29 protein-coding genes are annotated in these 26,540 nt (G+C 58.1%); 12 read left to right on the plus strand and 17 right to left on the minus strand.

Features of this window, described 5'->3' with window-relative positions; translation table 11 throughout:
• Nucleotides 1–91: 91 nt before the first annotated feature.
• From rsmF to BHE81_RS09510, 3 genes are all read left to right on the plus strand, one after another.
• Nucleotides 92–1,525, plus strand: a complete 1,434-nt coding sequence (gene rsmF / locus BHE81_RS09500) for a 16S rRNA (cytosine(1407)-C(5))-methyltransferase RsmF (protein ID WP_004148845.1) — start codon at nt 92–94, stop codon at nt 1,523–1,525.
• 115 nt (nt 1,526–1,640) lie between these two features.
• Nucleotides 1,641–1,880, plus strand: coding sequence for a YebV family protein (locus BHE81_RS09505; protein WP_002911393.1), 240 nt, complete (start codon nt 1,641–1,643; stop codon nt 1,878–1,880).
• Between the two features lie 97 nt (nt 1,881–1,977).
• Nucleotides 1,978–2,169 carry a YebW family protein gene (locus BHE81_RS09510; RefSeq protein ID WP_002911395.1) on the plus strand — a complete coding sequence of 64 codons (192 nt, stop codon included), beginning with the start codon at nt 1,978–1,980 and terminating at the stop codon, nt 2,167–2,169.
• On the opposite strand, the gene pphA is transcribed toward BHE81_RS09510, so the two are convergent.
• Nucleotides 2,166–2,819: a protein-serine/threonine phosphatase gene (gene pphA, locus BHE81_RS09515; protein WP_009307541.1), complete on the minus strand. Its 654-nt coding sequence runs from the start codon at nt 2,817–2,819 to the stop codon at nt 2,166–2,168. The two genes, BHE81_RS09510 and pphA, sit on opposite strands and share 4 nt — an antisense overlap.
• A gap of 156 nt (nt 2,820–2,975) precedes the next feature.
• Between pphA and BHE81_RS09520 the strand changes: the two genes are divergently transcribed.
• Complete coding sequence (locus BHE81_RS09520) at nt 2,976–3,944, plus strand: VirK/YbjX family protein (RefSeq protein ID WP_004151446.1); 969 nt, start codon at nt 2,976–2,978, stop codon at nt 3,942–3,944.
• A 104-nt stretch (nt 3,945–4,048) separates the two neighbouring features.
• Nucleotides 4,049–4,192, plus strand: coding sequence for an Ecr family regulatory small membrane protein (locus BHE81_RS09525; protein WP_002911398.1), 144 nt, complete (start codon nt 4,049–4,051; stop codon nt 4,190–4,192).
• Nucleotides 4,193–4,828: 636 nt separating this feature from the next.
• Here BHE81_RS09525 and BHE81_RS09535 read toward each other — a convergent pair.
• Genes BHE81_RS09535 through yobA form a run of 3 tightly spaced genes read right to left on the minus strand, consistent with a single transcriptional unit; the run spans nt 4,829 to nt 6,431 of the window.
• Nucleotides 4,829–5,167, minus strand: coding sequence for a YebY family protein (locus BHE81_RS09535; RefSeq protein WP_009307539.1), 339 nt, complete (start codon nt 5,165–5,167; stop codon nt 4,829–4,831).
• Between the two features lie 16 nt (nt 5,168–5,183).
• Nucleotides 5,184–6,053, minus strand: coding sequence for a copper homeostasis membrane protein CopD (gene copD / locus BHE81_RS09540; RefSeq protein WP_009307538.1), 870 nt, complete (start codon nt 6,051–6,053; stop codon nt 5,184–5,186).
• 3 nt (nt 6,054–6,056) lie between these two features.
• Entirely contained in the window at nt 6,057–6,431 is a 375-nt protein-coding gene (gene yobA / locus BHE81_RS09545) for a CopC domain-containing protein YobA (RefSeq protein ID WP_004151448.1), read from the minus strand.
• Between the two features lie 112 nt (nt 6,432–6,543).
• Here yobA and BHE81_RS09550 point away from each other — a divergent pair, with 112 nt between their 5' ends.
• Nucleotides 6,544–6,774: a DNA polymerase III subunit theta gene (locus BHE81_RS09550; RefSeq protein WP_002911406.1), complete on the plus strand. Its 231-nt coding sequence runs from the start codon at nt 6,544–6,546 to the stop codon at nt 6,772–6,774.
• 78 nt (nt 6,775–6,852) lie between these two features.
• Nucleotides 6,853–7,512 (plus strand): exodeoxyribonuclease X, encoded by a 660-nt coding sequence (exoX, locus tag BHE81_RS09555; protein ID WP_002911407.1) that lies wholly within the window; start codon nt 6,853–6,855, stop codon nt 7,510–7,512.
• A gap of 3 nt (nt 7,513–7,515) precedes the next feature.
• Here exoX and ptrB read toward each other — a convergent pair whose 3' ends face one another.
• The 3 genes from ptrB to BHE81_RS09570 form a co-directional block, all read right to left on the minus strand.
• Nucleotides 7,516–9,576: an oligopeptidase B gene (gene ptrB / locus BHE81_RS09560; protein ID WP_004151449.1), complete on the minus strand. Its 2,061-nt coding sequence runs from the start codon at nt 9,574–9,576 to the stop codon at nt 7,516–7,518.
• A 120-nt stretch (nt 9,577–9,696) separates the two neighbouring features.
• Nucleotides 9,697–10,356: a tellurite resistance TerB family protein gene (locus BHE81_RS09565; protein ID WP_004145550.1), complete on the minus strand. Its 660-nt coding sequence runs from the start codon at nt 10,354–10,356 to the stop codon at nt 9,697–9,699.
• A gap of 139 nt (nt 10,357–10,495) precedes the next feature.
• Nucleotides 10,496–10,843: a YebG family protein gene (locus tag BHE81_RS09570; RefSeq protein WP_004175424.1), complete on the minus strand. Its 348-nt coding sequence runs from the start codon at nt 10,841–10,843 to the stop codon at nt 10,496–10,498.
• 144 nt (nt 10,844–10,987) lie between these two features.
• On the opposite strand from BHE81_RS09570, the gene purT reads away from it, so the two are divergent.
• Nucleotides 10,988–12,166 (plus strand): formate-dependent phosphoribosylglycinamide formyltransferase, encoded by a 1,179-nt coding sequence (purT, locus tag BHE81_RS09575; RefSeq protein WP_009307537.1) that lies wholly within the window; start codon nt 10,988–10,990, stop codon nt 12,164–12,166.
• Nucleotides 12,167–12,223: 57 nt separating this feature from the next.
• Here purT and BHE81_RS09580 read toward each other — a convergent pair whose 3' ends face one another.
• The 4 genes from BHE81_RS09580 to BHE81_RS09595 form a co-directional block, all read right to left on the minus strand.
• Complete coding sequence (locus tag BHE81_RS09580; protein ID WP_002911423.1) at nt 12,224–12,865, minus strand: bifunctional 4-hydroxy-2-oxoglutarate aldolase/2-dehydro-3-deoxy-phosphogluconate aldolase; 642 nt, start codon at nt 12,863–12,865, stop codon at nt 12,224–12,226.
• Nucleotides 12,866–12,903: 38 nt separating this feature from the next.
• Complete coding sequence (gene edd / locus BHE81_RS09585) at nt 12,904–14,715, minus strand: phosphogluconate dehydratase (protein ID WP_002911425.1); 1,812 nt, start codon at nt 14,713–14,715, stop codon at nt 12,904–12,906.
• A gap of 222 nt (nt 14,716–14,937) precedes the next feature.
• On the minus strand, nt 14,938–16,413 hold the full coding sequence (gene zwf, locus BHE81_RS09590; RefSeq protein WP_002911427.1) for a glucose-6-phosphate dehydrogenase: 1,476 nt from the start codon (nt 16,411–16,413) through the stop codon (nt 14,938–14,940).
• A 10-nt stretch (nt 16,414–16,423) separates the two neighbouring features.
• A complete protein-coding gene (locus tag BHE81_RS09595) occupies nt 16,424–16,573 on the minus strand; it encodes a hypothetical protein (RefSeq protein WP_004145554.1) in 150 nt (49 codons plus the stop codon).
• A gap of 159 nt (nt 16,574–16,732) precedes the next feature.
• Here BHE81_RS09595 and BHE81_RS09605 point away from each other — a divergent pair, with 159 nt between their 5' ends.
• The gene (locus BHE81_RS09605) at nt 16,733–17,638 is read left to right on the plus strand and encodes a MurR/RpiR family transcriptional regulator (RefSeq protein ID WP_004145555.1); all 906 of its coding nucleotides are present in this window, start codon (nt 16,733–16,735) and stop codon (nt 17,636–17,638) included.
• A 125-nt stretch (nt 17,639–17,763) separates the two neighbouring features.
• Nucleotides 17,764–19,206: a pyruvate kinase gene (gene pyk, locus BHE81_RS09610; protein ID WP_002911440.1), complete on the plus strand. Its 1,443-nt coding sequence runs from the start codon at nt 17,764–17,766 to the stop codon at nt 19,204–19,206.
• 40 nt (nt 19,207–19,246) lie between these two features.
• On the opposite strand, the gene lpxM is transcribed toward pyk, so the two are convergent.
• From lpxM to znuA, 3 genes are all read right to left on the minus strand, one after another.
• Nucleotides 19,247–20,221, minus strand: a complete 975-nt coding sequence (gene lpxM, locus BHE81_RS09615; RefSeq protein WP_004175421.1) for a lauroyl-Kdo(2)-lipid IV(A) myristoyltransferase — start codon at nt 20,219–20,221, stop codon at nt 19,247–19,249.
• Between the two features lie 117 nt (nt 20,222–20,338).
• On the minus strand, nt 20,339–21,658 hold the full coding sequence (gene mepM, locus BHE81_RS09620) for a murein DD-endopeptidase MepM (protein WP_110246367.1): 1,320 nt from the start codon (nt 21,656–21,658) through the stop codon (nt 20,339–20,341).
• Between the two features lie 15 nt (nt 21,659–21,673).
• Nucleotides 21,674–22,618, minus strand: a complete 945-nt coding sequence (znuA, locus tag BHE81_RS09625; RefSeq protein ID WP_016946464.1) for a zinc ABC transporter substrate-binding protein ZnuA — start codon at nt 22,616–22,618, stop codon at nt 21,674–21,676.
• Nucleotides 22,619–22,729: 111 nt separating this feature from the next.
• Between znuA and znuC the strand changes: the two genes are divergently transcribed.
• Nucleotides 22,730–23,449 (plus strand): zinc ABC transporter ATP-binding protein ZnuC, encoded by a 720-nt coding sequence (znuC, locus tag BHE81_RS09630; protein ID WP_004197828.1) that lies wholly within the window; start codon nt 22,730–22,732, stop codon nt 23,447–23,449.
• On the plus strand, nt 23,449–24,234 hold the full coding sequence (gene znuB, locus BHE81_RS09635) for a zinc ABC transporter permease subunit ZnuB (RefSeq protein ID WP_110246368.1): 786 nt from the start codon (nt 23,449–23,451) through the stop codon (nt 24,232–24,234). Before znuC ends, znuB begins: the two co-directional genes overlap by 1 nt.
• A 63-nt stretch (nt 24,235–24,297) precedes the next feature.
• Here znuB and ruvB read toward each other — a convergent pair whose 3' ends face one another.
• The 3 genes from ruvB to ruvC form a co-directional block, all read right to left on the minus strand.
• Nucleotides 24,298–25,308 carry a Holliday junction branch migration DNA helicase RuvB gene (gene ruvB / locus BHE81_RS09640; protein ID WP_004148860.1) on the minus strand — a complete coding sequence of 337 codons (1,011 nt, stop codon included), beginning with the start codon at nt 25,306–25,308 and terminating at the stop codon, nt 24,298–24,300.
• A gap of 8 nt (nt 25,309–25,316) precedes the next feature.
• Complete coding sequence (gene ruvA, locus BHE81_RS09645; RefSeq protein WP_002911454.1) at nt 25,317–25,928, minus strand: Holliday junction branch migration protein RuvA; 612 nt, start codon at nt 25,926–25,928, stop codon at nt 25,317–25,319.
• 79 nt (nt 25,929–26,007) lie between these two features.
• A complete protein-coding gene (gene ruvC, locus BHE81_RS09650) occupies nt 26,008–26,529 on the minus strand; it encodes a crossover junction endodeoxyribonuclease RuvC (RefSeq protein WP_002911456.1) in 522 nt (173 codons plus the stop codon).
• Nucleotides 26,530–26,540: the final 11 nt, after the last annotated feature.

A 26,540-nucleotide genomic window follows, 5' to 3' on the forward strand; every position in this document is an offset into this window, starting at 1 on the left:
CGCGGGGAGAGGGTAAACCGCACGCCCCGGTGTCACGCGCCGGGGCGTTTGTGCTAAACTGCGCACCCTTTTTTTCTGTGGTGCGCTGCCCGTGGCTGAAAATACTGTCTATTTCCCTGAAGCGTTTCTCGCTCAAATGCGCGCGGCGATGCCAGCGCATCTCTCTTTCGACGACTTTATCGCCGCCTGTCAGCGCCCGCTACGCCGCAGTATTCGCGTCAATACGCTGAAGATTAGCGTCGATGATTTCCTCTCTCTGGTTGCCCCCTACGGCTGGCAGCTCGCGCCGGTGCCCTGGTGCGCAGAGGGATTCTGGATCGAGCGAGAGGATGACGACGCGCTGCCGCTGGGCAGTACCGCCGAACATCTCAGCGGGCTGTTCTATATTCAGGAAGCCAGTTCGATGCTGCCGGTCGCCGCCCTGTTCGCCGATAACCGGCAGCCCGAACGGGTGATGGACGTTGCCGCCGCCCCGGGATCGAAAACCACCCAAATTGCAGCCCGAATGGGCAACGCGGGCGGCATTCTCGCCAATGAATTCTCCGCCAGCCGGGTGAAGGTGCTGCATGCCAACATCAGCCGCTGCGGCATCAGCAACGTCGCTCTGACCCACTTCGACGGCCGGGTTTTTGGCGCGGCCTTGCCCGAAACCTTCGATGCCATCCTGCTTGACGCCCCCTGCTCCGGCGAAGGGGTTGTACGTAAAGACGCCGACGCGCTGAAAAACTGGTCGCCGGAGAGCAACCTCGACATCGCCGCCACTCAGCGCGAGCTTATCGACAGCGCCTTCCATGCTCTGCGCCCTGGCGGGACGCTGGTGTATTCCACCTGCACCCTGAATCGTGAAGAAAATCAATCGGTCATTGAGTGGCTGCTGTCCCGCTATCCGCAGGCGGTGGAGATCCTGCCGCTGGGAGAGTTGTTTCCCGGCGCAGCCGACGCCTTAACCGCGGAAGGTTTTCTGCACGTTTTTCCGCAAATTTACGATTGCGAAGGCTTCTTTGTCGCGAGGTTGCGCAAAACTGCGGCGATCGATCCGCTCCCGGCGCCAGGCTATAAGGTCGGTAAATTCCCGTTTACGCCGCTGAAGGACCGGGAGGCCGCCGCGGTAACTGCCGCCGCCAGGGCTGTTGGCCTGGAGTGGGACGCAGGCCATACGCTGTGGCAGCGGGATAAAGAGCTGTGGCTGTTTCCGCTGGCTTTGGAGCCCCTGTTCGGCAAGGTGCGCTTTTCTCGCATCGGCGTGCGCCTGGCGGAGCTGCACAATAAGGGGTACCGCTGGCAGCATGAGGCGGTTATCGCCTTTGCCGCGCCGCAGCGCGCCTTCGAGCTGTCGCAGGAGGAAGCGGAAGAATGGTATCGCGGGCGCGACGTCTATCCGCAAACCGCGCCTGGGCAGGATGAAACCATTGTGACCTTCCAGGGCGTCCCGCTGGGCCTGGCGAAGCGCGTCGGCTCCCGACTGAAGAACAGCTATCCGCGCGAACTGGTGCGCGATGGAAAACTTTTTGCCGGCAAGGTGTGAGGCCGCGCAAAAAATGCGCACTTTTTGACTGGCGCTTTTCGCCCCATTGACTACGCTGAAAAATAACGGCCATAACTGGTCGTACCACAACTCAGCTGAAAAATGGGGTGAAGCGATGAGTAAAACCAATGTCCGCATCGGCGCGTTCGAAATAGACGATGCCGAACTGCACGGTGAGCATCAGGGTGAGCGAACGTTAAGCATACCCTGCAAATCCGATCCAGACTTATGTATGCAGCTTGACGCCTGGGATGCCGACACCAGCGTGCCCGCGATTCTCAATGGCGAACATTCCGTTCTCTACCGTAAACATTACGACCGCCAGTCCGATGCCTGGGTCATGCGCCTTGCCTGACACCAATGAACCCGTCGCCTGAGACGGGTTATTTATTTCCCCGTCCCGCCGTCATCCCCTACACTAAATAGTATGTGAACCCGAGCATGAGGCCAGGATGTTTGCCTTAGTGTTGTTTATTTGCTATCTGGATGGCGGCTGCGAGGACATTGTGGTTGACGTCTACCGCGAGGAAACGCAGTGCTTAGTGGCGATGGAGGATCAGCGGATCCGCCACGGTGGCTGCTACCCGATAGAAGATTTTATTGATGGCTTCTGGCAACCCGCCAGCGAATACAGCGACTTTTAGCCTGCCGACTGCAGCGCCACCAGCGTCAGCGTCCCACCAAACACAGCGCCCGTATCAATATAGTGTTGATTATCGTGGTCATAACGCGCCTGAAGCGGCGTATGGCCAAACCAGAAATGGTCTGCGCCGCCAATAGCGCCATGGCGCCCCGCCAGGTGTTCACTCAGACGATGGCGGCTCCATAGTACCCGTTGGGGATCCACCGGCTGCTGCCAGCGATAGACCGGCGCCGGGTAATCGGCGTGGGCGATCACATGCCGCGCTTTCTTGCATTCCACTTCAATAATCAACGGTAGCCGCCGACAGTGCGCCAGCAGCCGATCGACGTCGGCCCGCTGCCGCGCATCGCCCTTGACGTACCAGTCGCCACCGTTCATCTGCCAGAGCCGCATATCTCCGCTCTCCAGCGCCTCCAGCGCCATCTGCTCATGATTCCCCCGAACGGCCCTGAACCAGCGACAGCGCAACAGGCCAAGACAATCGGCGCTCTGCGGCCCGCGATCGATCAGATCGCCCACCGAGATCAGCAGATCGGCCCAGGGATCAAAACGCAGCTGACGCAGGCGATTCATCAGCAGCGCAAAGCAGCCATGCAGATCGCCCATCAGCCAGATATTACGCCAGTCGCTGCCGTTAATACGTTGATACATATAATTACCTCTCAGCGGTAATTATAGGTAATTCCAGCAAAGGTCCACGGAATTTAATTTACACCTCAATCAATTTTAAACAGACGGCAAATATAGTCCGCCAGAGGATTAAGCTTGTCAGTGGCTCGCTTTAAAATAGGGGGAAATCACAACGAGGTGTTTATCGTGACAGACAATAGCCTGCATTCATCCGGCGTGCTAGCGCCGCGCTCGCATCTTATTGCCGATCTGGTGATGGGCAGATTGACACCTGCCCCCATCTGGCGGCAAAAAAATTACCGCTTTAAGTTTTTGCTGCGCACGGCCTTATTTTATAACGCCACCAGAGCGATGCTGGAAGCGCTCAGCGCTCGGGATGATTTTAATCAGCTGCTGGCCGCGCAGGCTACGCTGCCGGGCAAAGTACACCGTCAATATCTGACCCGCGATCTCAACGCCTGGCAGCGGGCGGTGGCGGTAATCAACCATTATCGTTATATCGACACCCTACGCGGATCGCGGCTGGCGCACGCTATGACCGCGGTGTCTGAGGTCCCGCTGCTGACGTTAAACGGAAAAGAGGACCGCCGGTTTACTCTTTATGCCTCCTCGGCAGGCAAAGCCGAACGTGAGGGTGAAACCACTCTGTGGCTGCGCGACAGCGACCACACCCTGCTGGCCAGCGCCACCTTCAGCGTAACCCGTGATCACGATGCCTGGCAGCTGGTTATCGGCGGTCTGCAGGGGCCACGACGTCACGTTTCTCATGAGGTGATAAAGCAGGCGACTCGCGCCTGCTACGGCCTGTTTCCGAAGCGCCTGCTGCTGGAGTTTATCTGGCAGCTGGCCGCGCGCAGCCAAATCGCGGCTATTTACGGCGTCAGCGATAATGGTCACGTGTTCCGCGCCCTGCGCTATCGCCTGAGCAAAGGCCGCCATTTCCACGCCAGCTACGACGAGTTCTGGCAGTCTATCGACGGCCAGCCGGAAAGCCCCTGGCGCTGGCGGCTACCGCTATGTCTGGAAAGAAAATCGCTGGAGAGTATCGCCAGTAAAAAACGGGCTGAATATCGGCGGCGATTCCAGCTGCTGGATCAGCTGACGGAGCAGGTGGCAATATTGACGCAGCGGCATGCCGGTGACTAAATTGCGCTGTCGGTGAAGCCGAATTACAACATGGCGTTTGCTTATTATGTCAATATTTCGCTACTATCAGGGTCCCCGAAGGCCACCGGATAGTCGCTTGCATAATGAGTAAAACCGAAATTTTTCTGCTGATTATTCTGGCGGTCATTCTGCTCGGGAGCATATGGTTTATTTTCAGCGATGAAATTTGGCTATTGCTCTGCTATCTGGAAAGTCAGATATACCCTACATTCAGCGTTCCGCAATAATATTTTCCGCCCGCAAAAGTGCTCGTGCTTATTATTTATGCCACCTCGTCAGCCGGCGAGGTGTAATCGCATGAATTGCCAAATCGTTTAGATTTTGCTTATTTTATTTATCATACAAATATGTATACTAGCAGGCTTCCGATGTTGGCCCGCCAGTTAACCTGCACGCCGGGCCTGTTTAGGTGCAGGTTTTTTCTTTTCTCCGCCCTCGTTTACGGTTCCACCTTTGCCACCTCCCCCTTCCACAGGATGCGATTTATGTGTAAATGAATTGTGTATGCTAAAAACGGTGTGCTATAACGGGACATCCAGAGGCCAGCGGGTGTTTGACTGACAGGATGTCGCTGGCTATTGAGAAAGAAGACAGATAAAGATAAAAAGAGACCGAATACGATTCCTGTATTCGGTCCAGGGAAATGGCTCTTGGGAGAGAGCCGTGCGCTAAAAGTTGGCATTAATGCAGGCTAAGTCGCCTTGCACTATAAGAATAGTTTAACGCGTCAGCTTTTCCAGTCCGCGGCCAAAGTGGCTGCATAATTCCTGGAAAGGGGGCCCCTGCCAGCGAAAAAACCGCCACTGCCGTTGTCCGGCAAGGGCGGTTTTTTTAATGTTATTACAGCAGGATAGCGAGAAAGTTTAGCAGAGCTTCTGCGCTCGCTCGATAAAGGGCGCGAGGCTCATTTTTTGTCCCGGATGCTGCGGATCGTCGTTCTGGATCACTGAGATCGGCTGCGCGGTGGTTTTGCCGGCTTTGACCTGCTGCTCAGCCACCTCATTGAGCGGATACTGAACCAGCGTGCTCGGGTTGATGGCGTAAAGCGCGTTACCCGGTCGACAGGTCAACATAACCTCTTCCCGGTTGAACGCCCAGCTCTCCTTCCCCACCTCAAAACGGCTCACGGTGATAATTTGTGGCGCTGCCAGAGCAGCCCCGGAGCTTGCCAGTAACAACATGGTCAGAACAATTTTTTTCATGATTTTGCCAGTTAATTCAATAAGGTTCCCAGGTGGCAAACAGACTGACGGCCAGCAGCGCCAGCGCGCCCAGCCCTATTTCAGCCTGCGTGGTTCGCAGGATCAGGCTTTCCGCCCGCGAACCGCTTGCCGACATGCGCGGTACCAGAACATACCTGTTCACTAACGCAATTACCACCATCCCGGCGACCAGCGCACATTTGATCAACAACATGCGTCCCCACGGCGATGCGCCAATCAATCCTCCCTGGATCAACAGCGCATTGAGCGCTCCGCTGGCAATCGTGCCGGCGACGGCCAGATGCCCGTAACGTGAAAAGCGCGCCATGGTATAGACCGCGGCCGGCCGCCAGCGCCCCTGCGCCAGGCGCAGGCAATAGATAAAGGGCAACAGACCGCCAAACCAGCTGGCGACGCAGAAGAGATGCACAGCGTGGTTTGTCCGCTGCAGCACGCCGGTGAGACCATCGTGCATAGCGGCGTGCCCTACCCCGGCGGAAAGCAGCAGCTGTGCCGCCAGCAGGGCCACCAGCTGGCGGGCGCCGTGACGGGGACGGATCCACACTACCGCAAGCGCGATCCACGCCAGTAGGATCTGCCAGATCCACACTCCACCAAAGTGGGTCCCGGCCACCGCCTGCCAGACGGCGGGTCGCCAGACATCCGTCCAGCCTTCGCCCATCATTCCTCCCTGCAGGAGATACAGCGCCAGCGTAGAGATCGCGCCGATCAGCAGCAGCGGGCGCAGTAGTGGATAAAAGCGCAGCATCAGCACGCGTCTCAGCGGTACCGGCGCCCACCAGGCGCCATACAGCACGCAGCCAAAAGCCAGCATCAGGGAGATAAAGTGCCCAAAGCGCAGGGTAATATAGAGCCCGGTCAGCATCGCTTACTTCACGCTAAAGGTATATTGCCCTTTGGTTTTATGACCATCCACCGAGACCACATGCCATGCCACGGTGTACTCTCCCGGCGGCAAGGCTTCCGCCAAAGGTAACGTGACCTCGGCCGGATTATCGGCGCTGCGGGTCAGTTTTCCGGTAGCCACCGCATGCTGCTGCGGACCGGTGACGGTCACGCCGCTGAATGCGGGTTCAATACCTTCGGAAAAACTGAGCGTCAGCGTCTGTGGGGAAGCTGAAAGCTGCGCCCCGGCGGTCGGGATCTGCTGCTGCAGGTGAGCGTGGGCGAAGGCGCCCGCCGCGGTTAACATCCCGGCAAGCGCAACGGAGAGGCGCAACGCGCGTCCAGCAAGAAGTCGCATATTCGTCATTCCCTTTTGTTATGTCTGTAGCACAGAGAATAACCCTGTATAATGCCAGAGTCGAGCCAGGCATCTGGCCCTGACCGGATTTATAAGCAGAGTGGAGTGGATGATGGAAAGAAATCTGGCCAAAATTTCGCAAGATGAGATGGATAAAGTCAATGTCGATCTCGCCGCCGCCGGCGTTGCTTTTAAGGAGCGGTACAATATGCCGGTGGTCGCTGATTTAGTCGAGCGTGAACAGCCTGCACATCTGCGCGACTGGTTCCGTGAACGACTGATCGCCCATCGGCTGGCCTCCGTCTCCCTTTCGCGACTACCGTGGGAGCCGAAACAGAAATAATGCGCGCTCGCCTCCTCCCCGTCGGTTGGCAAGCCCGGCCAATTCCATTACGCTTATTGTTTTGCTCTGGAGCGAGCCATGCTGCGCGTCATTGATACCGAAACCTGCGGCCTGCAGGGGGGCATCGTTGAAATCGCCTCGGTCGATATAGTCGACGGGCAAATTACCAATCCCATGAGCCATCTGGTGCGTCCCGATCGGCCCATCAGCCCGCAGGCGATGGCTATCCACCGGATCACGGAAGAGATGGTCGCTGATAAGCCGTGGATTGAGGAGATTATTCCGCACTATCATGGCAGCCCGTGGTACGTCGCGCATAACGCCAGCTTCGATCGCCGGGTGTTGCCGGAGATGCACGGCGAGTGGATCTGTACGATGAAGCTGGCCCGACGCCTGTGGCCGGGAATCAAATACAGCAATATGGGGTTATATAAATCACGTAAGCTGAACGTGACTACGCCGCCGGGACTGCATCACCACCGGGCGCTGTATGACTGCTATATCACCGCCGCGCTGCTGCTGGATATCATCAATGTTTCCGGCTGGACCCCTGACGAAATGGCCGATATCACCGGTCGGCCGGCGCTGCTGACTACTTTTACCTTCGGCAAATACCGGGGTAAGGCCGTCGCCGAGATTGCTGAAAACGATCCAGGCTATCTGCGCTGGTTATTCAACAATCTCGACCGCATGAGCCCCGAACTGCGCCTGACGCTCAGGCATTACCTCGGGGAATAGCGCCTACACTGCCGCTTTTCCCGGCAGTGTCCCCTGCGCCAGGGCGATGAAAAAGGCGTACTCCAGCGCCACCCCTTCATAGCTTTTAAAGCGCCCGGATTTTCCGCCATGTCCGGAATCCATATCGGTGCAGAGCAGCAGCAGGTTATCGTCGGTTTTCAGTTCCCGCAGTTTCGCCACCCATTTAGCCGGCTCCCAGTATTGCACCTGGGAATCATGCAGACCGGTAGTCACCAGCATGTGGGGATAGGCCTGCGCCCTCACGCCGTCATAGGGACTGTAGCTTTTCATATAGTGATAATAGGTTTCATCCTGCGGATTTCCCCACTCTTCAAATTCGCCGGTGGTCAGCGGAATAGTTTCATCCAGCATGGTGGTCACCACATCGACGAACGGCACCTGGGCTATCACGCCATGGAACAGCTCTGGCCGTTCATTCACGGCCACGCCCATCAGCATTCCGCCGGCGCTGCCCCCCATGCCGTAGCAAAGCCGCGGATCGCCGTACCCCTGGGCAAGCAGCGCGTCACAGACGTCCAGATAGTCGTTGAAGGTATTTTTCTTACACAGGAATTTACCGTCTTCATACCATTGCTGACCCAGCTCGCCGCCGCCGCGGACGTGGGCGATGGCGTAGACAAAGCCGCGGTTGAGCAGGCTCAGCCGGCTGGCGCTGAAATCGGCATCGATACTCTCGCCATATGAGCCATAGCCATAGACCAGCAGCGGGTTGCTCCCTTTGCGAAAATGTTCGCGATGGTAGACCAGAGAGACCGGAACTTCGACGCCATCGCGGGCGGTCACCCACAGGTGTTCGCTCTGGTAGCAGCTCGTATCCAGCCCCTTTACCTCCTGCTGTTTGATCACTCTTCGTTCGCCGGTATCCATATCCAGTTCAAACAGCGTATCCGGCGTAGTCATGGAGGAATAGCCGTAGCGCAGTCGCGACGTTTCGGGCTCCGGATTATAGGCAAGCCAGGTGACATAGGCCGGATCGTCAAAAGCGATCCCCACCACCTCCCGGGTCTTGCGGTTAATTTGCCGCAGACTGGTCAGGCCACGCTGACGCTCTTCCACAACCAGCCAGTCGGTAAACAGGGTAAATCCTTCGAGCATCACGTCGTGACGCGGGGGGATCAGCGTGGTCCACTGTTCTTCATCACGCAGCACGGTACGGTAGAGGCCGAAATTCTTCCCCTCCCGGTTGGAACGAAGATAGAAAGCGTGCTGATAGTGATCAAGACTGTATTCATGATCTTTACGCCGTGGCAGAAAGCAGACCGGCTCGGCGTCTGGCAGTTCGGCGTTGAGCAGCAGCACTTCGCTGGTGGTGGCGCTGGAGAGATAAATTACCACGAACTGCTGGGAGGTGGTTTTATGCACGCTGACGTAGAAGGTCTCATCTTTTTCCTCGTAGACCAGCGCGTCGCTCTGCGCCGGTGTCCCGACGGTGTGGCGCCAGACCTGATAAGGGAGCAGCGTGGTGGGATGTTTACGCACATACCAAACAAAGCGTGAATCGTTGCTCCAGGCAAAGCCGGAGGTGACATTTTCGAGGATTTCCGGGTACCACTCGCCGTTGCTGAGGTCGCAAAAGCGCAGGCCGTACTGGCGGCGGGAAAGGTAATCTTCCGCCACCGCCATTAGCTGGTTGTTGGGCGCAATGCCCAGTCCGCCCAGGGTGTAGAACTCGCTCTTCGCCGCACGCTGGTTGGCATCGAGCAGGATCTCCCACTCATCCCACTCTTCTTTCAGCACCGACTGCCGCTGGTAGATAGCGTATTCGCAGCCCGGCTCATACACCTGACGGTAGCGAAAGCCGTTTTTACTGTAGGGGGCAGAGACTTCCCGCTGCGGAATGCGGTCGATAATCTCCTTCAGCAGACGCTCCTGCAGGCTGAGCTGCGAATCCATCACTTGCTTGCCGTAAGCGTTCTCCGCGTGCAGATACTCCAGCACGTCAGGTCGCGCGCGCTCATCGTCGCGCAGCCAGTAATAATTATCGATGCGTGTATCGCCATGCAAGGTCATGGCGTGAGGGATCCGTTTAGCTTTAGGTGGCATGTTATTCTTCTGCTGCTTTATCGTGACACAAGAGCATTCAGGGCGCAGGGTGGCGCCTGAATGATGACGTGTATATAAGGGTGGCAAAAGACGCGAGCGATGCAAGCGAAACGTGATGATTTAGACGCTTAGCGCTTGTTTTTGTGACTGGATATCCTGTTCTATATCGGCCCGGACATCTTTCGGCAGCGCCAGGGCGTCTCCCAGCGCATTAAGGTAGCTACGCTCCATAAAATGGTCGATATCAATCACCGCGCAGCTGACGTAGTAGATCTCCAGCGCCTCCTGCGGGTCGATGATGCCCTCGGCGAGACGCTGCGGATCCAGCGGCTGGGCCAGCGCCTGGTCAATTAGCACCCGGGCCTGAACGTCAATATTGGCCGCCCGCAGCTGAGTTTCAATATTCGCCCGCTCGTGGTCATCAATATGACCGTCGCTTTTCGCGGCAAATACCAGGGCCGTGATCAGCCGGACGCTACGCGGATCGACATCCGTCGGCGCCGCTGCCGTCTCAGGCGCCTGGGCGGACGTATTCTGCGCGCGCATTTTCTGCTGATACTTGTTCCATAACACCGTGCCCGCCACCGCCCCGCCGCCTGCCAGCAGCGCGCTAGTGCCATATTTCGCCAACAATTTGCGTGACGATTTGCTGGCCACCAGCAATCCGGCCAGCCCACCGATGGCGCCGGGCAGCAGGCCGCTCCCTTTTGACGACTCGCCGGACGGTGACGCACCCTGCTGCCCGAGCAGCGACTGCAGTTGATGTAGCCAGTTAGCCATGGTTTTCCTCTCAGGTGACAAACACTGTTATCAGCCTAAACGACGCGATGTCAGGAAATGTTAGATATGGCTAAAGATGCGCAAAGGTACGTGCGACGGCAGCATCGGAGCCGACCGACCAGTGACTGACCGCCAGCGTTCAGGCTGCCTTGGCTTTGCGCGCTTTGGCCGCCGGCACGGCGTCATCACCCGCCGGAGAAGTCTCGGCGGTAGCCGACGGCGCGGAGGCGTCCTGTGCGGGCGTCTCTTGCTCCGGCAGTCGGCCAACTCGCAGGATATGCTGCAGCGCTTCTTTACGCTCCGCCAGCCACATCGCCATGGTATCGCGCTGGACGTCATCCATCTCCAGCGGCGATGCCACCAGCCAGTCATTCAGCACCTCTGCCAGATCGAGCATTTTGTCGTAAGCGTCGGCCTCTTTTTTGCTGGCAAAAGACATTTTTTCCTCACCTTCGCGGATCACCACATATTTAATTTCAACCGCCATACTGCAGCCTCTCAACACTGTATTTTTATACAGTATAGCAAATTTCCCTCCCGGACTCAACTCACGCGCGTTACGCGCGTAAAGACATACGCAAACGTTTTCGTTTATAATCGCTGCCATCTATTTTTACTGCGGATGAGAGTTATGACTGTATTAGGCACCGCGCTGCGCCCGGCAGCCACCAAAGTTATGTTGTTAGGTTCCGGCGAGTTGGGTAAAGAAGTCGCTATTGAATGTCAGCGTCTGGGCATTGAAACCATCGCCGTAGACCGCTACCCCGATGCCCCGGCGATGCAGGTCGCCCACCGCGCCCACGTCATCAATATGCTGCACGGCGAGAGCCTGCGCGCCCTGATTGAACAGGAAAAACCCGATTACATCGTGCCGGAGATCGAAGCTATCGCTACCGACACCCTGGTCGAACTGGAACAGGCCGGGCAGAAAGTGGTCCCCACGGCGCGGGCGGCAAAGCTCACCATGAACCGCGAAGGCATTCGCCGCCTGGCGGCGGAAGAGCTGCAGCTTCCCACTTCCTGCTATCGTTTTGCCGACAGCGAAGAAGGCTTCCGCGCGGCGGTTACCGAGATCGGTTTGCCATGCATCGTTAAACCGGTGATGAGCTCCTCCGGCAAAGGCCAGAGCTTTATCCGCTCGGCTGACCAGCTCAGCGAAGCCTGGCGCTATGCGCAGCAGGGCGGCCGCGCTGGCGCCGGACGGGTGATCGTCGAGGGGGTGGTGAACTTCGATTTCGAAATCACCCTGCTCACCGTCAGCGCTGTCGATGGCGTGCATTTCTGCGCTCCGGTTGGCCATCGTCAGGAAGACGGCGATTACCGCGAGTCCTGGCAGCCGCAGCAGATGAGCGACCTGGCCCTCGAGCGTGCCCAGGCCATCGCCCGCGAGGTGGTGCTGGCGCTGGGAGGTTATGGTCTGTTTGGCGTGGAGCTGTTCGTATGCGGCGACGAGGTGATCTTCAGCGAAGTCTCCCCGCGACCACACGACACCGGGATGGTGACGCTTATCTCCCAGGATCTCTCGGAATTCGCCCTGCACGTTCGCGCCTTCCTCGGGCTACCCGTCGGCGCTATCCGCCAGTATGGTCCGGCCGCCTCCGCGGTGATCCTTCCGCAGTTGTCCAGCCAGAACGTCAGCTTTGGCCAGCTGCAGTCGGCCGTCGGGGCTGGCCTGCAGCTGCGTCTGTTCGGCAAGCCGGAGATTGACGGTACCCGCCGCCTGGGGGTAACCCTCGCCGTCGCCGATTCGGTTGAGGAAGCCGTGGCGCGGGCTAAAGCCGCCGCCGCGGCGGTCATCGTCGAAGGGTAAAGACAAAAAAACCCGGTCGCGTTGCCGCAGACCGGGTTGTTGACCTGGAGGCGTGGTTTATTTCGCGCCTTCCACCGCTTCTCGCGCGAGGGTGGTGATGCGATCGTAGTCGCCGGCTTCGAGGGCGTCGGCTGGCACCAGCCAGGAACCGCCGATGCACAGTACGCTGTTCAGCGCCAGGTAGTCACGGTAGTTGGCCGGAGAGATACCGCCGGTCGGGCAGAAACGAATGTGGCCGAACGGACCCGCAATCGCCTGCAGGGCTTTCACGCCGCCGTTGGCTTCCGCCGGGAAGAATTTAAACTCTTTCAGGCCATACTGCATACCCAGCATCAGCTCAGATACCGTGCTGATCCCCGGGATCAGCGGGATGGTGCCGTCTTCGGTCGCCGCTTTCAGCAGGGATTCGGTAAGACCCGGGCTGATAGCGAACTGCGCGCCGGCTTCCGTTACCGCTTTCAACTGCTCAACGTTGGTAACCGTGCCCGCGCCGACAATCGCGTCCGGAACTTCTTTGGCAATCGCGCGGATCGCCTCCAGGGCGCACTCGGTGCGCAGGGTAACTTCCAGCACGCGAACGCCGCCCGCCACCAGCGCTTTCGCCATCGGTACCGCGTGTTCCAGCTTTTTCACTACGATAACCGGGACAACCGGACCGGAGGTGAGGATTGCTTCTGCTGTTGTTTTCCAGTTTTTCATCAGGATTTTCTCTCGCCAGATCTAGAAATTAAATCGTCTTAAAAAGTGATGCAGGTTGCGCCCTGCTCCGCGCCAGAGAGCTTCTCACGCAGCGCCCCAAACATCTCCCGACCGGTTCCCACGCGCGACGCGCTGAGGTCAGGGATATGCGGCTGACGCGCCGCCAGTTCGGCCTCATCCACCAGCAGCGTCAGTTCCCCCGTCTGTCCGTTAACGCGAATAAGATCGCCATCGCGCACTTTCGCCAGCAAGCCGCCATCATACGCTTCAGGCGTGACGTGAATGGCAGACGGAACTTTACCGGAGGCGCCAGAGAGTCGGCCATCGGTCACCAGCGCTATTTTGAAACGGCGGTCCAATAATACACCAAGTGGCGGCATAAGTTTATGTAATTCTGGCATCCCGTTCGCTTTTGGCCCCTGATGACGGACCACCACCACGCAGTCTTTGTCCAGCAGCCCCGCTTCAAAGGCCGGCAACACGTCGTGCTGGCTCTCAAATACCACCGCCGGCGCTTCAATCACCTGGTTCTCCACCGGGACCGCCGAAGTTTTCATCACCGCGCGTCCCAGGTTGCCGCTCAGCACCTTGGTGCCGCCGTGGCGGGAGAATGGTTTTTCAAAGGTCGCGATGACCTGGTCGTCCAATGGCGCTGTCGCCCCTTCGCGCCAGTCCAGCTCGCCGTTATTCAGCCATGGCTCCAGGGTGTAGCGCGACAGGCCAAAGCCGGCCACGGTGTGAACATCCTCATGCAGCAGGCCGCCTTTCAGCAGCTCGCGCACCAGTACCGGAACGCCGCCTGCCGCCTGGAAGTGGTTGATATCCGCCGGGCCGTTGGGATAGAGGCGCGCCAGCAGCGGCACCACGTCTGACAGGTCGGAGAAATCGTCCCAGTTAATGATAATTCCCGCCGCGCGGGCCATCGCCACCAGGTGCATAGTGTGGTTGGTGGAGCCACCGGTCGCCAGCAGCGCCACGATGCCGTTGACCACCACTTTTTCGTCAAACATTTTGCCCAGCGGCATCCACTCATTGCCGTTGCCGGTCATGCGGGTGACCTGGCGCGCGGCGGCGGCGGTCAGTGCTTCCCGCAGCGGAGCATCCGGATGGACAAAGGACGAGCCCGGCAGCTGCATGCCCATAAATTCGACCACCATCTGGTTGGTGTTCGCCGTTCCGTAGAAAGTACAGGTCCCCGGCGCGTGATAAGAGGCGGCTTCGGACTCCAGGAGCGCCATACGGTCAACTTTCCCTTCTGCATACAGCTGGCGAATGCGAACCTTCTCTTTATTCGGCAGGCCGCTGGCCATCGGACCGGAGGGAATAAAGACCGACGGCAGATGGCCAAATGAGAGCGCCGCCATGGTCAGACCGGGAACAATTTTATCGCAGACCCCGAGATACAGGGCCCCGTCGAACATGTTATGCGACAGGCCGATGGCGGCGGACATAGCGATCACCTCGCGGCTCAGGAGTGAAAGCTCCATCCCGTCCTGCCCCTGCGTTACGCCGTCGCACATCGCCGGCACGCCGCCGGCGACCTGGCCGACCGCATTGGCGCTGTGCAGCGCTTTGCGGATGATCTCCGGGTAGTGTTCATAGGGCTGGTGAGCGGACAACATGTCGTTGTAGGAGGTGATGATGGCAATGTTGTTGCGCAACATGCTCTTCAGGGAGGCTTTGTCGTCAGCCTGGCAGGCCGCGAATCCGTGAGCCAGATTGCCGCAGGCCAGTTGCGCACGATGCACGGTGTCGGTTTTGGCCTGGTTAATCCTTGCGAGGTAAGCCGCGCGGGTGTCACGCGACCGTTCGATAATGCGATTTGTTACCCGTAACATTGTCGAATTCATAAAGGCTCCTCAAATTTTTATCTGTCCGGCCGCTGCGTGATGACGTGTTGACGTGGTAAAGGCCACAAACACCAGCGCTCAGGGGCAAAATGTCTGCAGGCAGTGTAATAAAAAAAGCCCCGTGGGTGAATCCTCACGGGGCTTAAAAGATTAAAAAGCGTGCGACTTTCTGCGTCAGATCATGTTACCGGTAAAATAACCCTGACGGATTAGCCTCCAGCCTTACTCGAACTCGTTCCATGAACGACCGTCGCGAGTGATCATGGCCACCGACGCAACCGGTCCCCAGGTCCCGGCCTGATAGGGTTTCGGCGCATCGCGGTCGGCTGCCCAGGCTTCGGTAATGGAGTCAACCCATTTCCACGCCTCTTCTACTTCGTCGCGGCGAACGAACAGCGCCTGGATGCCACGCATGGTCTCCAGCAGCAGACGTTCATAGGCATCGGCCAGGTGCGTCTGGTTAAAGGTCTCGGAATAGCTCAGATCCAGTTTAGTGATCTGCAGGTTATGTTTATGATCGAGGCCCGGCACTTTGTTCAGTACCTGGATATCTACCCCTTCGTCCGGCTGCAGGCGAATGGTCAGCTTGTTCTGCGGCAGCTCCTGCCAGGTCTCTTTAAACAGATTCAGTTCCGGGGTTTTGAAGTAAACCACTACCTCTGAGCATTTGGTCGGCAGACGTTTGCCGGTGCGCAGATAGAACGGTACGCCAGCCCAGCGCCAGTTATCGATATCGACTCGGATCGCCACGAAGGTTTCGGTGTTGCTGGTCTTGTTGGCCCCCTCCTCTTCGAGATAGCCAGGCACTTTTTTGCCCTGGGCAAAGCCGGCGGTATACTGGCCGCGAACGGTTTTCTCGCGCACGTTGGAGCGGTCAATACGGCGCAGGGATTTCAGCACCTTGACCTTTTCATCACGGATGCTGTCGGCGCTGAGATCGGACGGCGGCGACATGGCAATCATGCACAGGATCTGCAGCAGGTGGTTCTGGATCATGTCGCGCATCTGCCCGGCCTGGTCGAAGTAACCCCAGCGCCCTTCAATACCCACCTCTTCCGCGACGGTGATTTCGACGTGATCGATGGTGCGGCAGTCCCAGTTATTGACGAACAGGGAGTTGGCGAAGCGCAGCGCCAGCAGGTTGAGGACCGTCTCTTTACCGAGATAGTGGTCGATACGGTAGACCTGACACTCTTCAAAAAACTCGCCGACCTGGTCGTTGATTTCACGGGAGGTTTCCAGCGAGGTGCCGAGCGGTTTTTCCATGACCACGCGCGCTGGCTTGGCATTAAGCTTCGCTTCGCCCAGCCCTTTACAGATCGCGCCAAAGGTGCTCGGCGGCATGGCGAAATAGTTGATGGTGACACGGTTCTTTTGATCCAGCATCTCACCCAGGCGGGTGAAGCCGCTGGTGTCATTGACGTCAAGATTACAGAACTCCAGGCGTCCGCTCAGGGTATCCCACAAACCTTCATCAATTTTTTCCTTCATGAAGGTTTCCAGCGCTTCGCGCACGACTTTGGTATAAGCCGCTTTATCCCAGTCGGCACGGCCGACGCCAATGATTCTGGTGTCAGCGTGGATCTGGCCCGCCTTTTCAAGCTGATACAGGGAAGGCAACAATTTACGCCGCGCCAGGTCGCCCTTCGCGCCGAAAATGACCAGGTCGCATGCCTGGGCCGTTTGCGTTACCGCCATGTCATTCTCCTCAGTTGATAGTCTGGTGCTTTTGCCAGGCTATATTTGTAATTTTCTTACACTGCACTGTACTGTGTTTACGTATTTCCCGAAAGCCTTCCCCTTCGTTTGCGGCGGTAAAACCGCACAGGGTGAAAACATTCGGCGATGATTTGGGCATTCGGCCGTTATTGTTCGTTGTTTGTACCTGGTTCAGGTCAGTAAAATACGACCCTGATCATGTAATGAAAAAAAACAACATCATTTCACGTCATTCCTCACCGCTTGCGCTTGCGGAGGGGTATATTCTTGCTAAAACGCCCAATGATTTCACCCATTAATGAAATCGTTTCCATTGATGAGCGCCCTGTTACTAATGAACATGCTGGAAAAAATCCAGTCCCGACTGGAACACCTTAGCAAATCTGAACGCAAAGTGGCGGAAGTGATCCTCGCCACCCCCGAGCAGGCCATTCATTCGAGCATCGCCGCCCTCGCCCTTGAGGCCGGGGTTAGCGAACCGACCGTCAATCGCTTCTGCCGTAGTCTCGAAACCCGCGGATTCCCTGACTTCAAACTGCATCTGGCCCAGAGCCTTGCGCACGGCACGCTCTATGTTAACCGGAATGTCGATGAAGACGACAGCGTTGAGTCATACACGGGAAAAATATTCGAATCGGCCATGGCGAGTTTAGATCAGGTGCACCATTCTCTCGACATGTCGGCGGTAAATCGCGCGGTGGATCTGCTGACTCAGGCAAAAAAAATCGCCTTTTTCGGCCTCGGCTCCTCAGCGGCGGTCGCTCACGACGCGATGAACAAATTTTTCCGCTTTAACGTGCCGGTCATCTATTCCGACGACATTGTCCTGCAACGCATGAGCTGTATGAATTGCGATGACGATGATGTGGTGGTGATTATCTCGCATACCGGAAGAACCAAGAGCCTGGTGGAGCTGGCGCAGCTGGCTCGTGAAAACGATGCCATGGTGATCGCGCTCACCTCCGCCGGTACGCCGCTAGCCAGGGAAGCCACGCTCGCCATTACCCTTGATGTGCCGGAAGATACCGACATCTATATGCCGATGGTCTCCCGTTTGGCCCAGTTGACCGTCATTGACGTGTTGGCGACTGGCTTTACCTTGCGTCGGGGGGCAAAATTCAGAGATAACTTGAAGAGGGTCAAGGAAGCGCTGAAGGAATCGCGTTTTGATAAAGAACCATTCGTACCCAGTGATAATCAATAAAAGTTGATAACAAGCAGTACCCCATTACACCTTCGATAACGATCCGGCTGTGCGACGTTGCAGGCTGGCGCTACCGAATCCATGTTCACGCAACACCAAAGTTGTATCAGTCAACGGAGTATTACATGTCCAGAAGGCTTCGCAGAACCAAAATCGTTACTACCTTAGGCCCGGCAACTGACCGCGATAACAACCTGGAAAAGGTTATCGCCGCGGGCGCAAACGTAGTACGTATGAACTTCTCTCACGGCACCCCGGAAGATCATCAGCTCCGTGCCGACAAAGTGCGTGAGATTGCGGCAAAACTGGGCCGTCATGTGGCCATCCTCGGCGACCTCCAGGGACCAAAAATTCGCGTATCGACCTTCAAAGAAGGCAAAATTTTCCTCAACGTCGGCGATAAATTCCTGCTCGACGCAAACCTTGGCAAAGGCGAAGGCGACAAAGAGAAAGTCGGGATCGACTATAAAGGCCTGCCGGCGGACGTCGTGCCGGGCGATATCTTATTGCTCGACGATGGTCGCGTGCAGCTGAAAGTCCTCGAAGTTCAGGGGATGAAAGTGTTCACTGAAGTGACCGTCGGCGGCCCGTTGTCCAACAACAAAGGGATCAACAAGCTGGGCGGCGGCCTGTCTGCCGAAGCGCTGACCGACAAAGATAAAGCTGATATCGTCACCGCCGCTAAAATCGGCGTCGACTACCTGGCCGTCTCTTTCCCGCGCTGCGGCGAAGACCTGAACTACGCCCGTCGCCTGGCGCGCGATGCCGGCTGCGATGCGAAAATCGTCGCCAAAGTTGAGCGTGCCGAAGCGGTTTGCGATCAGGATGCGATGGACGACGTGATCCTCGCCTCCGATGTGGTAATGGTTGCCCGTGGCGACCTCGGCGTCGAGATCGGCGATCCTGAGCTGGTGGGCATCCAGAAAGCGCTGATCCGTCGTGCCCGTCAGCTGAACCGTTCCGTCATCACCGCCACCCAGATGATGGAGTCGATGATCACCAACCCGATGCCGACTCGCGCGGAAGTGATGGACGTGGCCAACGCCGTGCTGGATGGTACCGATGCGGTGATGCTCTCCGCGGAGACCGCCGCCGGTCAGTATCCTTCGGAAACCGTGGCCGCGATGGCGCGCGTGTGTCTGGGCGCGGAAAAAATCCCTAGCCTCAACGTCTCCAAACACCGTCTGGACGTCCAGTTCGACAACGTGGAAGAAGCGATTGCCATGTCGGCGATGTATGCCGCCAACCACCTGAAAGGCATCACCGCCATCATCACCATGACCGAATCGGGCCGTACCGCGCTGATGACTTCGCGCATTAGCTCCGGTCTGCCGATTTTCGCCCTCTCCCGCCACGAGCGCACCCTGAACCTGACCGCCCTCTACCGCGGGGTGACGCCGGTGTTCTTCGACAGCCAGAATGACGGGGTGGCCGCCGCGCACGACGCCGTCAATCTGCTGCGGGACAAAGGCTATCTGGTCTCCGGCGACCTCGTGGTCGTTACCCAGGGTGACGTGATGAGCACCATCGGCAGCACCAACACCACCCGTATCCTCACCGTCGAGTAAGCACGGTAGAGATAAAAAAGCCTCCTGACGGAGGCTTTTTTTATTTCTTTTTCGGGAACAGCTCTTTGCGTTTATAGGGCTCGATTTCACCCGGCTTGCGCGTTTTCAGCAGCTTCAGGATCCAGGTATACTGCTCGGTGTGCGGCTTAACAAACACTTCCACTTCTTCGTTCATCCGCCGGGCGATGGTCGTATCGTCAGCGTCCAGCAGATCGTCCATCGGCGGGCGCACCAGCACCGTCAGGCGGTGCGTCTTGCCATCGTAGACCGGGAACAGCGGTACGACGCGGGCGCGGCATACTTTCATTAAGCGGCCAATCGCCGGCAGCGTGGCCTTGTAGGTGGCAAAGAAATCCACAAACTCGCTGTGTTCGGCGCCGTGATCCTGATCGGGCAGATAGTAGCCCCAGTAGCCCTGGCGCACCGACTGAATAAACGGTTTGATCCCATCGTTGCGCGCGTGCATACGCCCGCCAAAACGACGACGCACGGTATTCCACACGTAATCGAACACCGGGTTACCCTGGTTATGGAACATCGCCGCCATCTTCTGCCCGCCGGAGGCCATCAGCATCGCCGGGATATCCACACCCCATGCATGCGGAACGAGAAAAATAACCTTCTCATTATTGCGCTGCATCTCGTCGATGATCGCTTTCCCCTGCCAGTCGACGCGGGCAAGGATTTTCTGCGGATCGCGCAGGCCCAGCTCGGCCATCATCACCATCGCCTGCGGCGCCGAGGCATACATGGCGTCGATAATCGCTTCCCGCTCGTACTCGCTTTTTTCCGGGAAGCAGTACAGCAAATTAATCTGCGCCCGGCGGCGCGAGCTTTTCGCCAGACGCCCTACCAGACGACCGAGTTTGCCGAGGAGCGGATCGCGAAAGGATGGCGGCGTCAGCGCAATACCGGCGAAGGCAAAGACCCCCAGCCAGGCGCCCCAGTAGCGCGGCAGTAAAAAGGATTTTTCAAACTTAGGGATAAACTCAATATTATTTTTTTTCGTTTCCATGCCCAATCCGCAGATCGACTGCTTAATCAAGATAATGGGATAGTGTAGCGAGACGTCGGGTATCCTACAAAAGAAAAAGCCGGCGCCCTGGGGCACCGGCTTTCCACTGACCGGTGGTTAGTCAAACCGCAGCTGCGGAACGACCTCTTTGACCTGCGCCAGATAGTCGGTCCGGTCGGAACCGCTCAGCCCTTCGGTACGCGGCAGCTTAGCCGTCAGCGGGTTGACCGCCTGCTGGTTGATCCACACTTCGTAGTGCAGGTGTGGCCCGGTAGAGCGTCCGGTATTCCCCGACAGCGCAATGCGATCCCCGCGCTTCACTTTCTGCCCCGGCTTCACTAACAGCTTACGCAGGTGCATGTAGCGAGTGGTATAGGTGCGACCGTGGCGTATCGCGACGTAATACCCGGCAGCGCCGCTGCGTTTGGCCACGACTACTTCACCATCGCCCACCGCCAGCACTGGCGTTCCCTGCGGCATCGCGAAATCGACGCCACGGTGCGGCGCGACGCGGCCGGTGACCGGGTTCAGACGACGCGGATTAAAGTTAGAGGAGACGCGGAACTGACGCGCCGTTGGGAAGCGCATAAAGCCCTTCGCCAGACCCGTCCCGTTGCGGTCGTAGAATTTGCCGTCTTCGGCGCGGATGGCATAGTAATCCTTACCGTCAGAGCGAAGACGCACGCCGAGTAACTGGCTTTGCTCACGTTTGCCGTCGAACATTTCGCGCGACATCAATACCGAGAATTCGTCGCCTTTCTTCAGCTTACGGAAATCCATCTGCCACTGCATGGCCTTGATCACCGCGTTGATTTCCGTGCTGGTCAGCCCGGCATCACGCGCGCTGGAGACAAAGCTGGCGCCGACGGTGCCCTTCAGCACGCTGTTGACCCAATCGCCTTTCTGCAGCTCGCTGCTCATTTTAAAACCGTTATCCACACGGGTATAGGTGCGGGTCTCGCGGCGGGACATCTCCCAGGTCAGGCTCTGCAGATCGCCGTCGGCGGTCAGGGTCCAGGAGAGCTGCTGGCCAATCTTCAGGTTGCGCAGCTCTTTATCGGCGGAGGAAAGCTGGGCGATATCGCCCATATCGATACCGTACTGGTTCAGGATGCTGCTGAGCGTATCGCCGGTCGACACCACGTATTCGTGCCCGCCGGCATCGCTATTGGCTTTTTCGTCGAGCTCATCCTGAGGAATGGCTTCTTCTTCCTGCGGGGCCTGGTCGATCGGCTCGGAGGCTTCCGGCAGCAGGGAACGGATCTCGCTTTTTTCCAGTTCAATGGTTCTGACGATGGGGACGGATTCCGGGTGGTAAATGTAGGGTCGCCAGACGGCGACCGCTAAGGTAAGAACGCTAAGCGACCCCAGCATGACGCGATGAGGTCGTGGCAGATTGTTGAATGCCTGAGTGACAGCGCGGGCTATCTGTTGCACGTATTCACTTCCTCGTTAATCTCCTTTCAGGCAGCTCGAATACTGATTCGCCAGTTGGGTGAGGAATTGCGGGTAACTCGTTTTACCCAGCGTAATTCCTGTCCCCAGTGGATCCAGGGTCCCCATGCGCACAGACGTGCCCCGGGCAACAGCTTCGATAACCGCTGGCCTGAACTGTGGCTCAGCAAAAACGCAAGTGGCTTTCTGCTCAACCAGTTGTGTTCTGATTTCGTGTAAACGCTGCGCACCGGGCTGTATTTCAGGGTTGACGGTAAAGTGCCCCAGCGAGGTCAAACCGTAGTGTTTTTCAAAGTAACCGTAGGCGTCATGAAAAACGAAATAGCCCTTCCCTTTCAGCGGTGCCAGCTCATTGCTCACCTGCTTGTCGGTCGCCGCCAGCGCGGTCTCGAACTGCTGCAGGTTGCTGTCGAGTTTGGCTCGACTCTGCGGCATAAGTTCCAATAATTTATCGTGGATTGCAACCGCCGAAAGCCGCGCTATCTCTGGGGATAACCACAGATGCATATTGTAAATACCGTGATGGTGATCGCCGTCACCTTTTTCTGCTGCGCCATGGTCATGACCATGGTGATCGTCATCGTCGTCCGCCCCGGTGATGAGCAGCGGTTTGACCCCATCCAGCTCGGCAATCGTCACCTTTTTATTCGCCGCAATGCTTTGCGTCGACCTATCCATAAAGGCTTCCATTTCCGGACCAATCCACACCACTAAGTCTGCGTTCTGTAAGCGTTTTACATCAGAAGGACGGAGGGAATAATCATGCTCGGAGGCGCCATCGGGCAGCAGCACCTGGGTCTCGGTCACCCCATCGGCGATGGCCGCCGCAATAAAGCCCAGCGGTTTCATAGAAGTCACCACGGCGGCGCTGGCCAGCGGTACCTGCGCGAACAAAAAAACAGCGCCAAGTCCAGCGCAAAGAAGCGTATTTTTATGTAACATAATGCGTCTAGTCATCGAAATAAGTGAGTGTGATGTGATATTATAACATTCACTAGCTTGTGCAACCCCTAAATTACTATGACAAACCTTGTAACGCTGGAAAATGTCTCGGTGGCCTTTGGCCAACGCCGCGTGTTGTCTGACATCTCGCTGGCTCTCACGCCAGGCAAAATCTTAACCCTGCTGGGCCCCAACGGCGCCGGCAAATCGACCCTTGTGCGGGTGGTCCTCGGGCTGGTAGCACCGACAGAGGGTGTTATCAAGCGTGACGCACGCCTGCGCATCGGCTATGTGCCGCAGAAACTGCATCTGGACGCCACGCTGCCGCTGACCGTCAGCCGCTTCCTGCGTTTGCGCCCGGGCACCCGTAAAGACGACATCCTGCCGGCGCTGAAGCGCGTGCAGGCGGGGCATCTGATCGATGCGCCGATGCAAAAGCTCTCCGGCGGCGAAACGCAGCGCGTACTGCTGGCCCGCGCCCTGCTCAACCGTCCGCAGCTGCTGGTGCTGGATGAACCGACCCAGGGTGTTGACGTCAACGGCCAGGTGGCGCTCTACGATCTTATCAACCAGCTGCGCCATGAACTGGACTGCGCGGTGCTAATGGTATCCCACGATCTGCATCTGGTGATGGCCAAAACCGACGAAGTTCTGTGCCTGAACCAGCATATCTGCTGCTCTGGCGCACCGGAGGTGGTCTCCATGCACCCGGAGTTTATCTCCATGTTCGGCCCGCGCGGCGCGGAACAGCTGGGGATATACCGCCACCACCATAATCACCGCCACGACCTTCAGGGGCGAATTGTACTGCGTCGGGGAAACAGCCGCTAATGATTGAACTTCTGTTACCTGGCTGGCTTGCCGGGATGATGCTGGCCTGCGCCGCTGGTCCGCTGGGCTCCTTTGTGGTCTGGCGCCGCATGTCTTATTTCGGCGACACGCTGGCGCATGCGTCTCTGCTCGGCGTCGCTTTCGGTTTATTGCTTAACGTCAATCCGTTCTATGCGGTGATCGCCGTGACCCTGCTGCTGGCCGGCGGGCTGGTGTGGCTGGAAAAACGACCGCATCTGGCGATCGATACCCTGCTGGGCATCATGGCGCACAGCGCGCTGTCCCTGGGGTTGGTGGTGGTCAGTCTGATGTCTAACGTCCGCGTCGATCTGATGGCGTACCTGTTCGGCGATCTGCTGGCGGTTACGCCGCAGGACCTGATCGCCATTGCCATTGGCGTGGTGATTGTGATTGGCATTCTGCTCTGGCAGTGGCGGAATCTGCTGGCGATGACCATCAGTCCGGACCTGGCGTTTGTCGACGGCGTGGAGCTGCAGCGGGTCAAGCTGCTGTTGATGCTGGTCACCGCCCTGACTATCGGCGTGGCGATGAAGTTCGTCGGGGCGCTGATCATTACTTCCCTGCTGATTATCCCGGCCGCCACCGCCCGCCGTTTTGCCCGTACGCCGGAGCAGATGGCCGCCGTGGCGGTGGGCGTGGGCATGCTGGCCGTTACCGGCGGGTTAACCTTCTCGGCTTTCTATGATACCCCGGCCGGGCCGTCGGTGGTGCTCTGCGCCGCGGTGCTGTTTATTCTCAGCATGACGAAAAAAGCCGCCAGCTGAAAATGAAAAAGCCCGGTCACTCTGCTGACCGGGCTTCACCATGAACTGCTCAACCGCAACGCGCTACGGCATTTCCGGCGGCGTAATCCCGAAATGATTCCAGGCGCGCACCGTCGCCATTCTTCCCCGCGGCGTACGCTGCAGAAAGCCCTGCTGAATTAAGTAGGGCTCCAGTACATCTTCAATGGTTTCCCGCTCTTCGCCAATCGCGGCGGCGAGGTTATCCAGCCCCACCGGGCCGCCAAAGAACTTATCTATCACCGCCAGCAGCAGCTTACGGTCCATATAGTCGAACCCTTCCGCATCGACGTTAAGCATATCCAGCGCCTGGGCGGCAATATCGGCGGAGATGGTGCCGTCGTGGCGCACTTCCGCAAAGTCACGCACCCGGCGCAGCAGACGGTTGGCAATACGCGGCGTGCCGCGTGAACGGCGGGCTACTTCCAGCGCGCCCTCGTCGCTCATCTCCAGCCCCATATGGCGGGCGCTGCGGCTGACAATATGCTGCAGATCGGGGATCTGATAGAACTCCAGACGCTGCACGATGCCAAAGCGGTCGCGCAGCGGCGAGGTCAACGAACCGGCGCGGGTGGTGGCGCCGATCAGGGTAAACGGCGGCAGATCGATCTTGATGGAACGCGCCGCGGGACCTTCGCCAATCATTATATCCAGCTGGTAGTCTTCCATTGCCGGATAGAGCACCTCTTCCACCACCGGCGAGAGGCGATGGATCTCATCGATAAACAGTACATCGTGCGGTTCGAGGTTGGTGAGCATCGCGGCGAGGTCGCCCGCCTTCTCCAGCACCGGGCCGGAGGTGGTACGCAGATTCACCCCCATTTCATTGGCGACGATATTGGCCAGGGTGGTTTTCCCCAACCCTGGCGGGCCAAAAATCAGCAGGTGATCGAGGGCGTCGCCGCGCAGCTTCGCCGCCTGGATAAAGATCTCCATCTGCGAACGCACCTGCGGCTGGCCGACATACTCTGCCAGCAATTTTGGGCGGATGGCGCGGTCAGCGGCCTCTTCAAAGCCGCTGCTGTCTGCCGATACCAGCCGGTCTGCTTCAATCATCCCTTACCTCACAACGCAGCGCGCAGCGCTTCGCGAATTAGCGTTTCACTGTTGGCGTCCGGACGCGCGATCTTGCTGACCATCCGGCTGGCCTCCTGCGGTTTATAGCCCAGCGCGACCAGCGCGGCAACCGCTTCCTGCTCGGCATCGTCCGCCGTTGGGCCTGCCGGCGAGGTCAGCACCAGATCGGCCGCCGGGGTGAACAGGTCGCCGTGCAGCCCTTTGAAGCGGTCTTTCATCTCAACGATCAGACGTTCAGCGGTTTTTTTGCCAATCCCCGGCAGCTTCACCAGCGAGGCGACCTCTTCCCGTTCAACGGCGTTGACGAACTGCTGCGCCGACATGCCGGAGAGGATCGCCAGCGCCAGCTTGGGCCCCACGCCGTTGGTTTTAATCAGCTCTTTAAACAGGGTACGTTCCTGTTTGTTGTTAAACCCATACAGCAGCTGGGCATCTTCACGCACCACAAAGTGGGTGAAGACGATCGCCTCCTGCCCGGCCTCCGGCAGCTCATAGAAGCAGGTCATTGGCATATGCACTTCATAGCCGACGCCCGCCGTTTCCAGCAACACCAGCGGGGGTTGTTTTTCGAGAATGATGCCTCTGAGTCTGCCTATCACGTGGGGCTCCTGCGTTATGGTCTAAGTATCAGGCGGTATCATAAAAAAAGGCTGGATAGATATCCAGCCTGATTTGCGATTATCGTAAGCGCCCCCGCGCCAGATTGAGCCGGGTTTCGCTGATCTGAGCGGCATTCTGGCTGACATGGCAATGGGTGATGGCGATCGCCAGCGCATCCGCCGCATCCGCCTGCGGATTGGCGGGCAGCTTGAGCAAGGTGCGCACCATATGCTGGACCTGGCTCTTTTCGGCGCTGCCAATCCCGACCACGGTCTGCTTGACCTGACGGGCGGCGTATTCAAACACCGGCAGCGCCTGATTGGTCGCTGCGACGATCGCCACCCCGCGCGCCTGCCCGAGCTTTAACGCCGAGTCGGCATTCTTGGCCATAAAGACCTGCTCAATGGCGAAATAGTCGGGCTGGAACTGGGTGATGATCTCCGTCACCCCGGCGTAGATCAGCTTCAGCCGCGACGGCAGATCGTCCACTTTGGTGCGGATGCATCCGCTGCCCAGATAGCTCAGCTGCCGCCCAACCTGGCGGATCACGCCATAACCGGTAACGCGCGACCCCGGGTCAATGCCGAGAATAATAGCCATCACGCGCCTCC

The sequence above is a fragment of the Klebsiella sp. AqSCr genome (genome assembly GCF_008452795.1).
Lineage (GTDB): Bacteria > Pseudomonadota > Gammaproteobacteria > Enterobacterales > Enterobacteriaceae > Klebsiella > Klebsiella pneumoniae.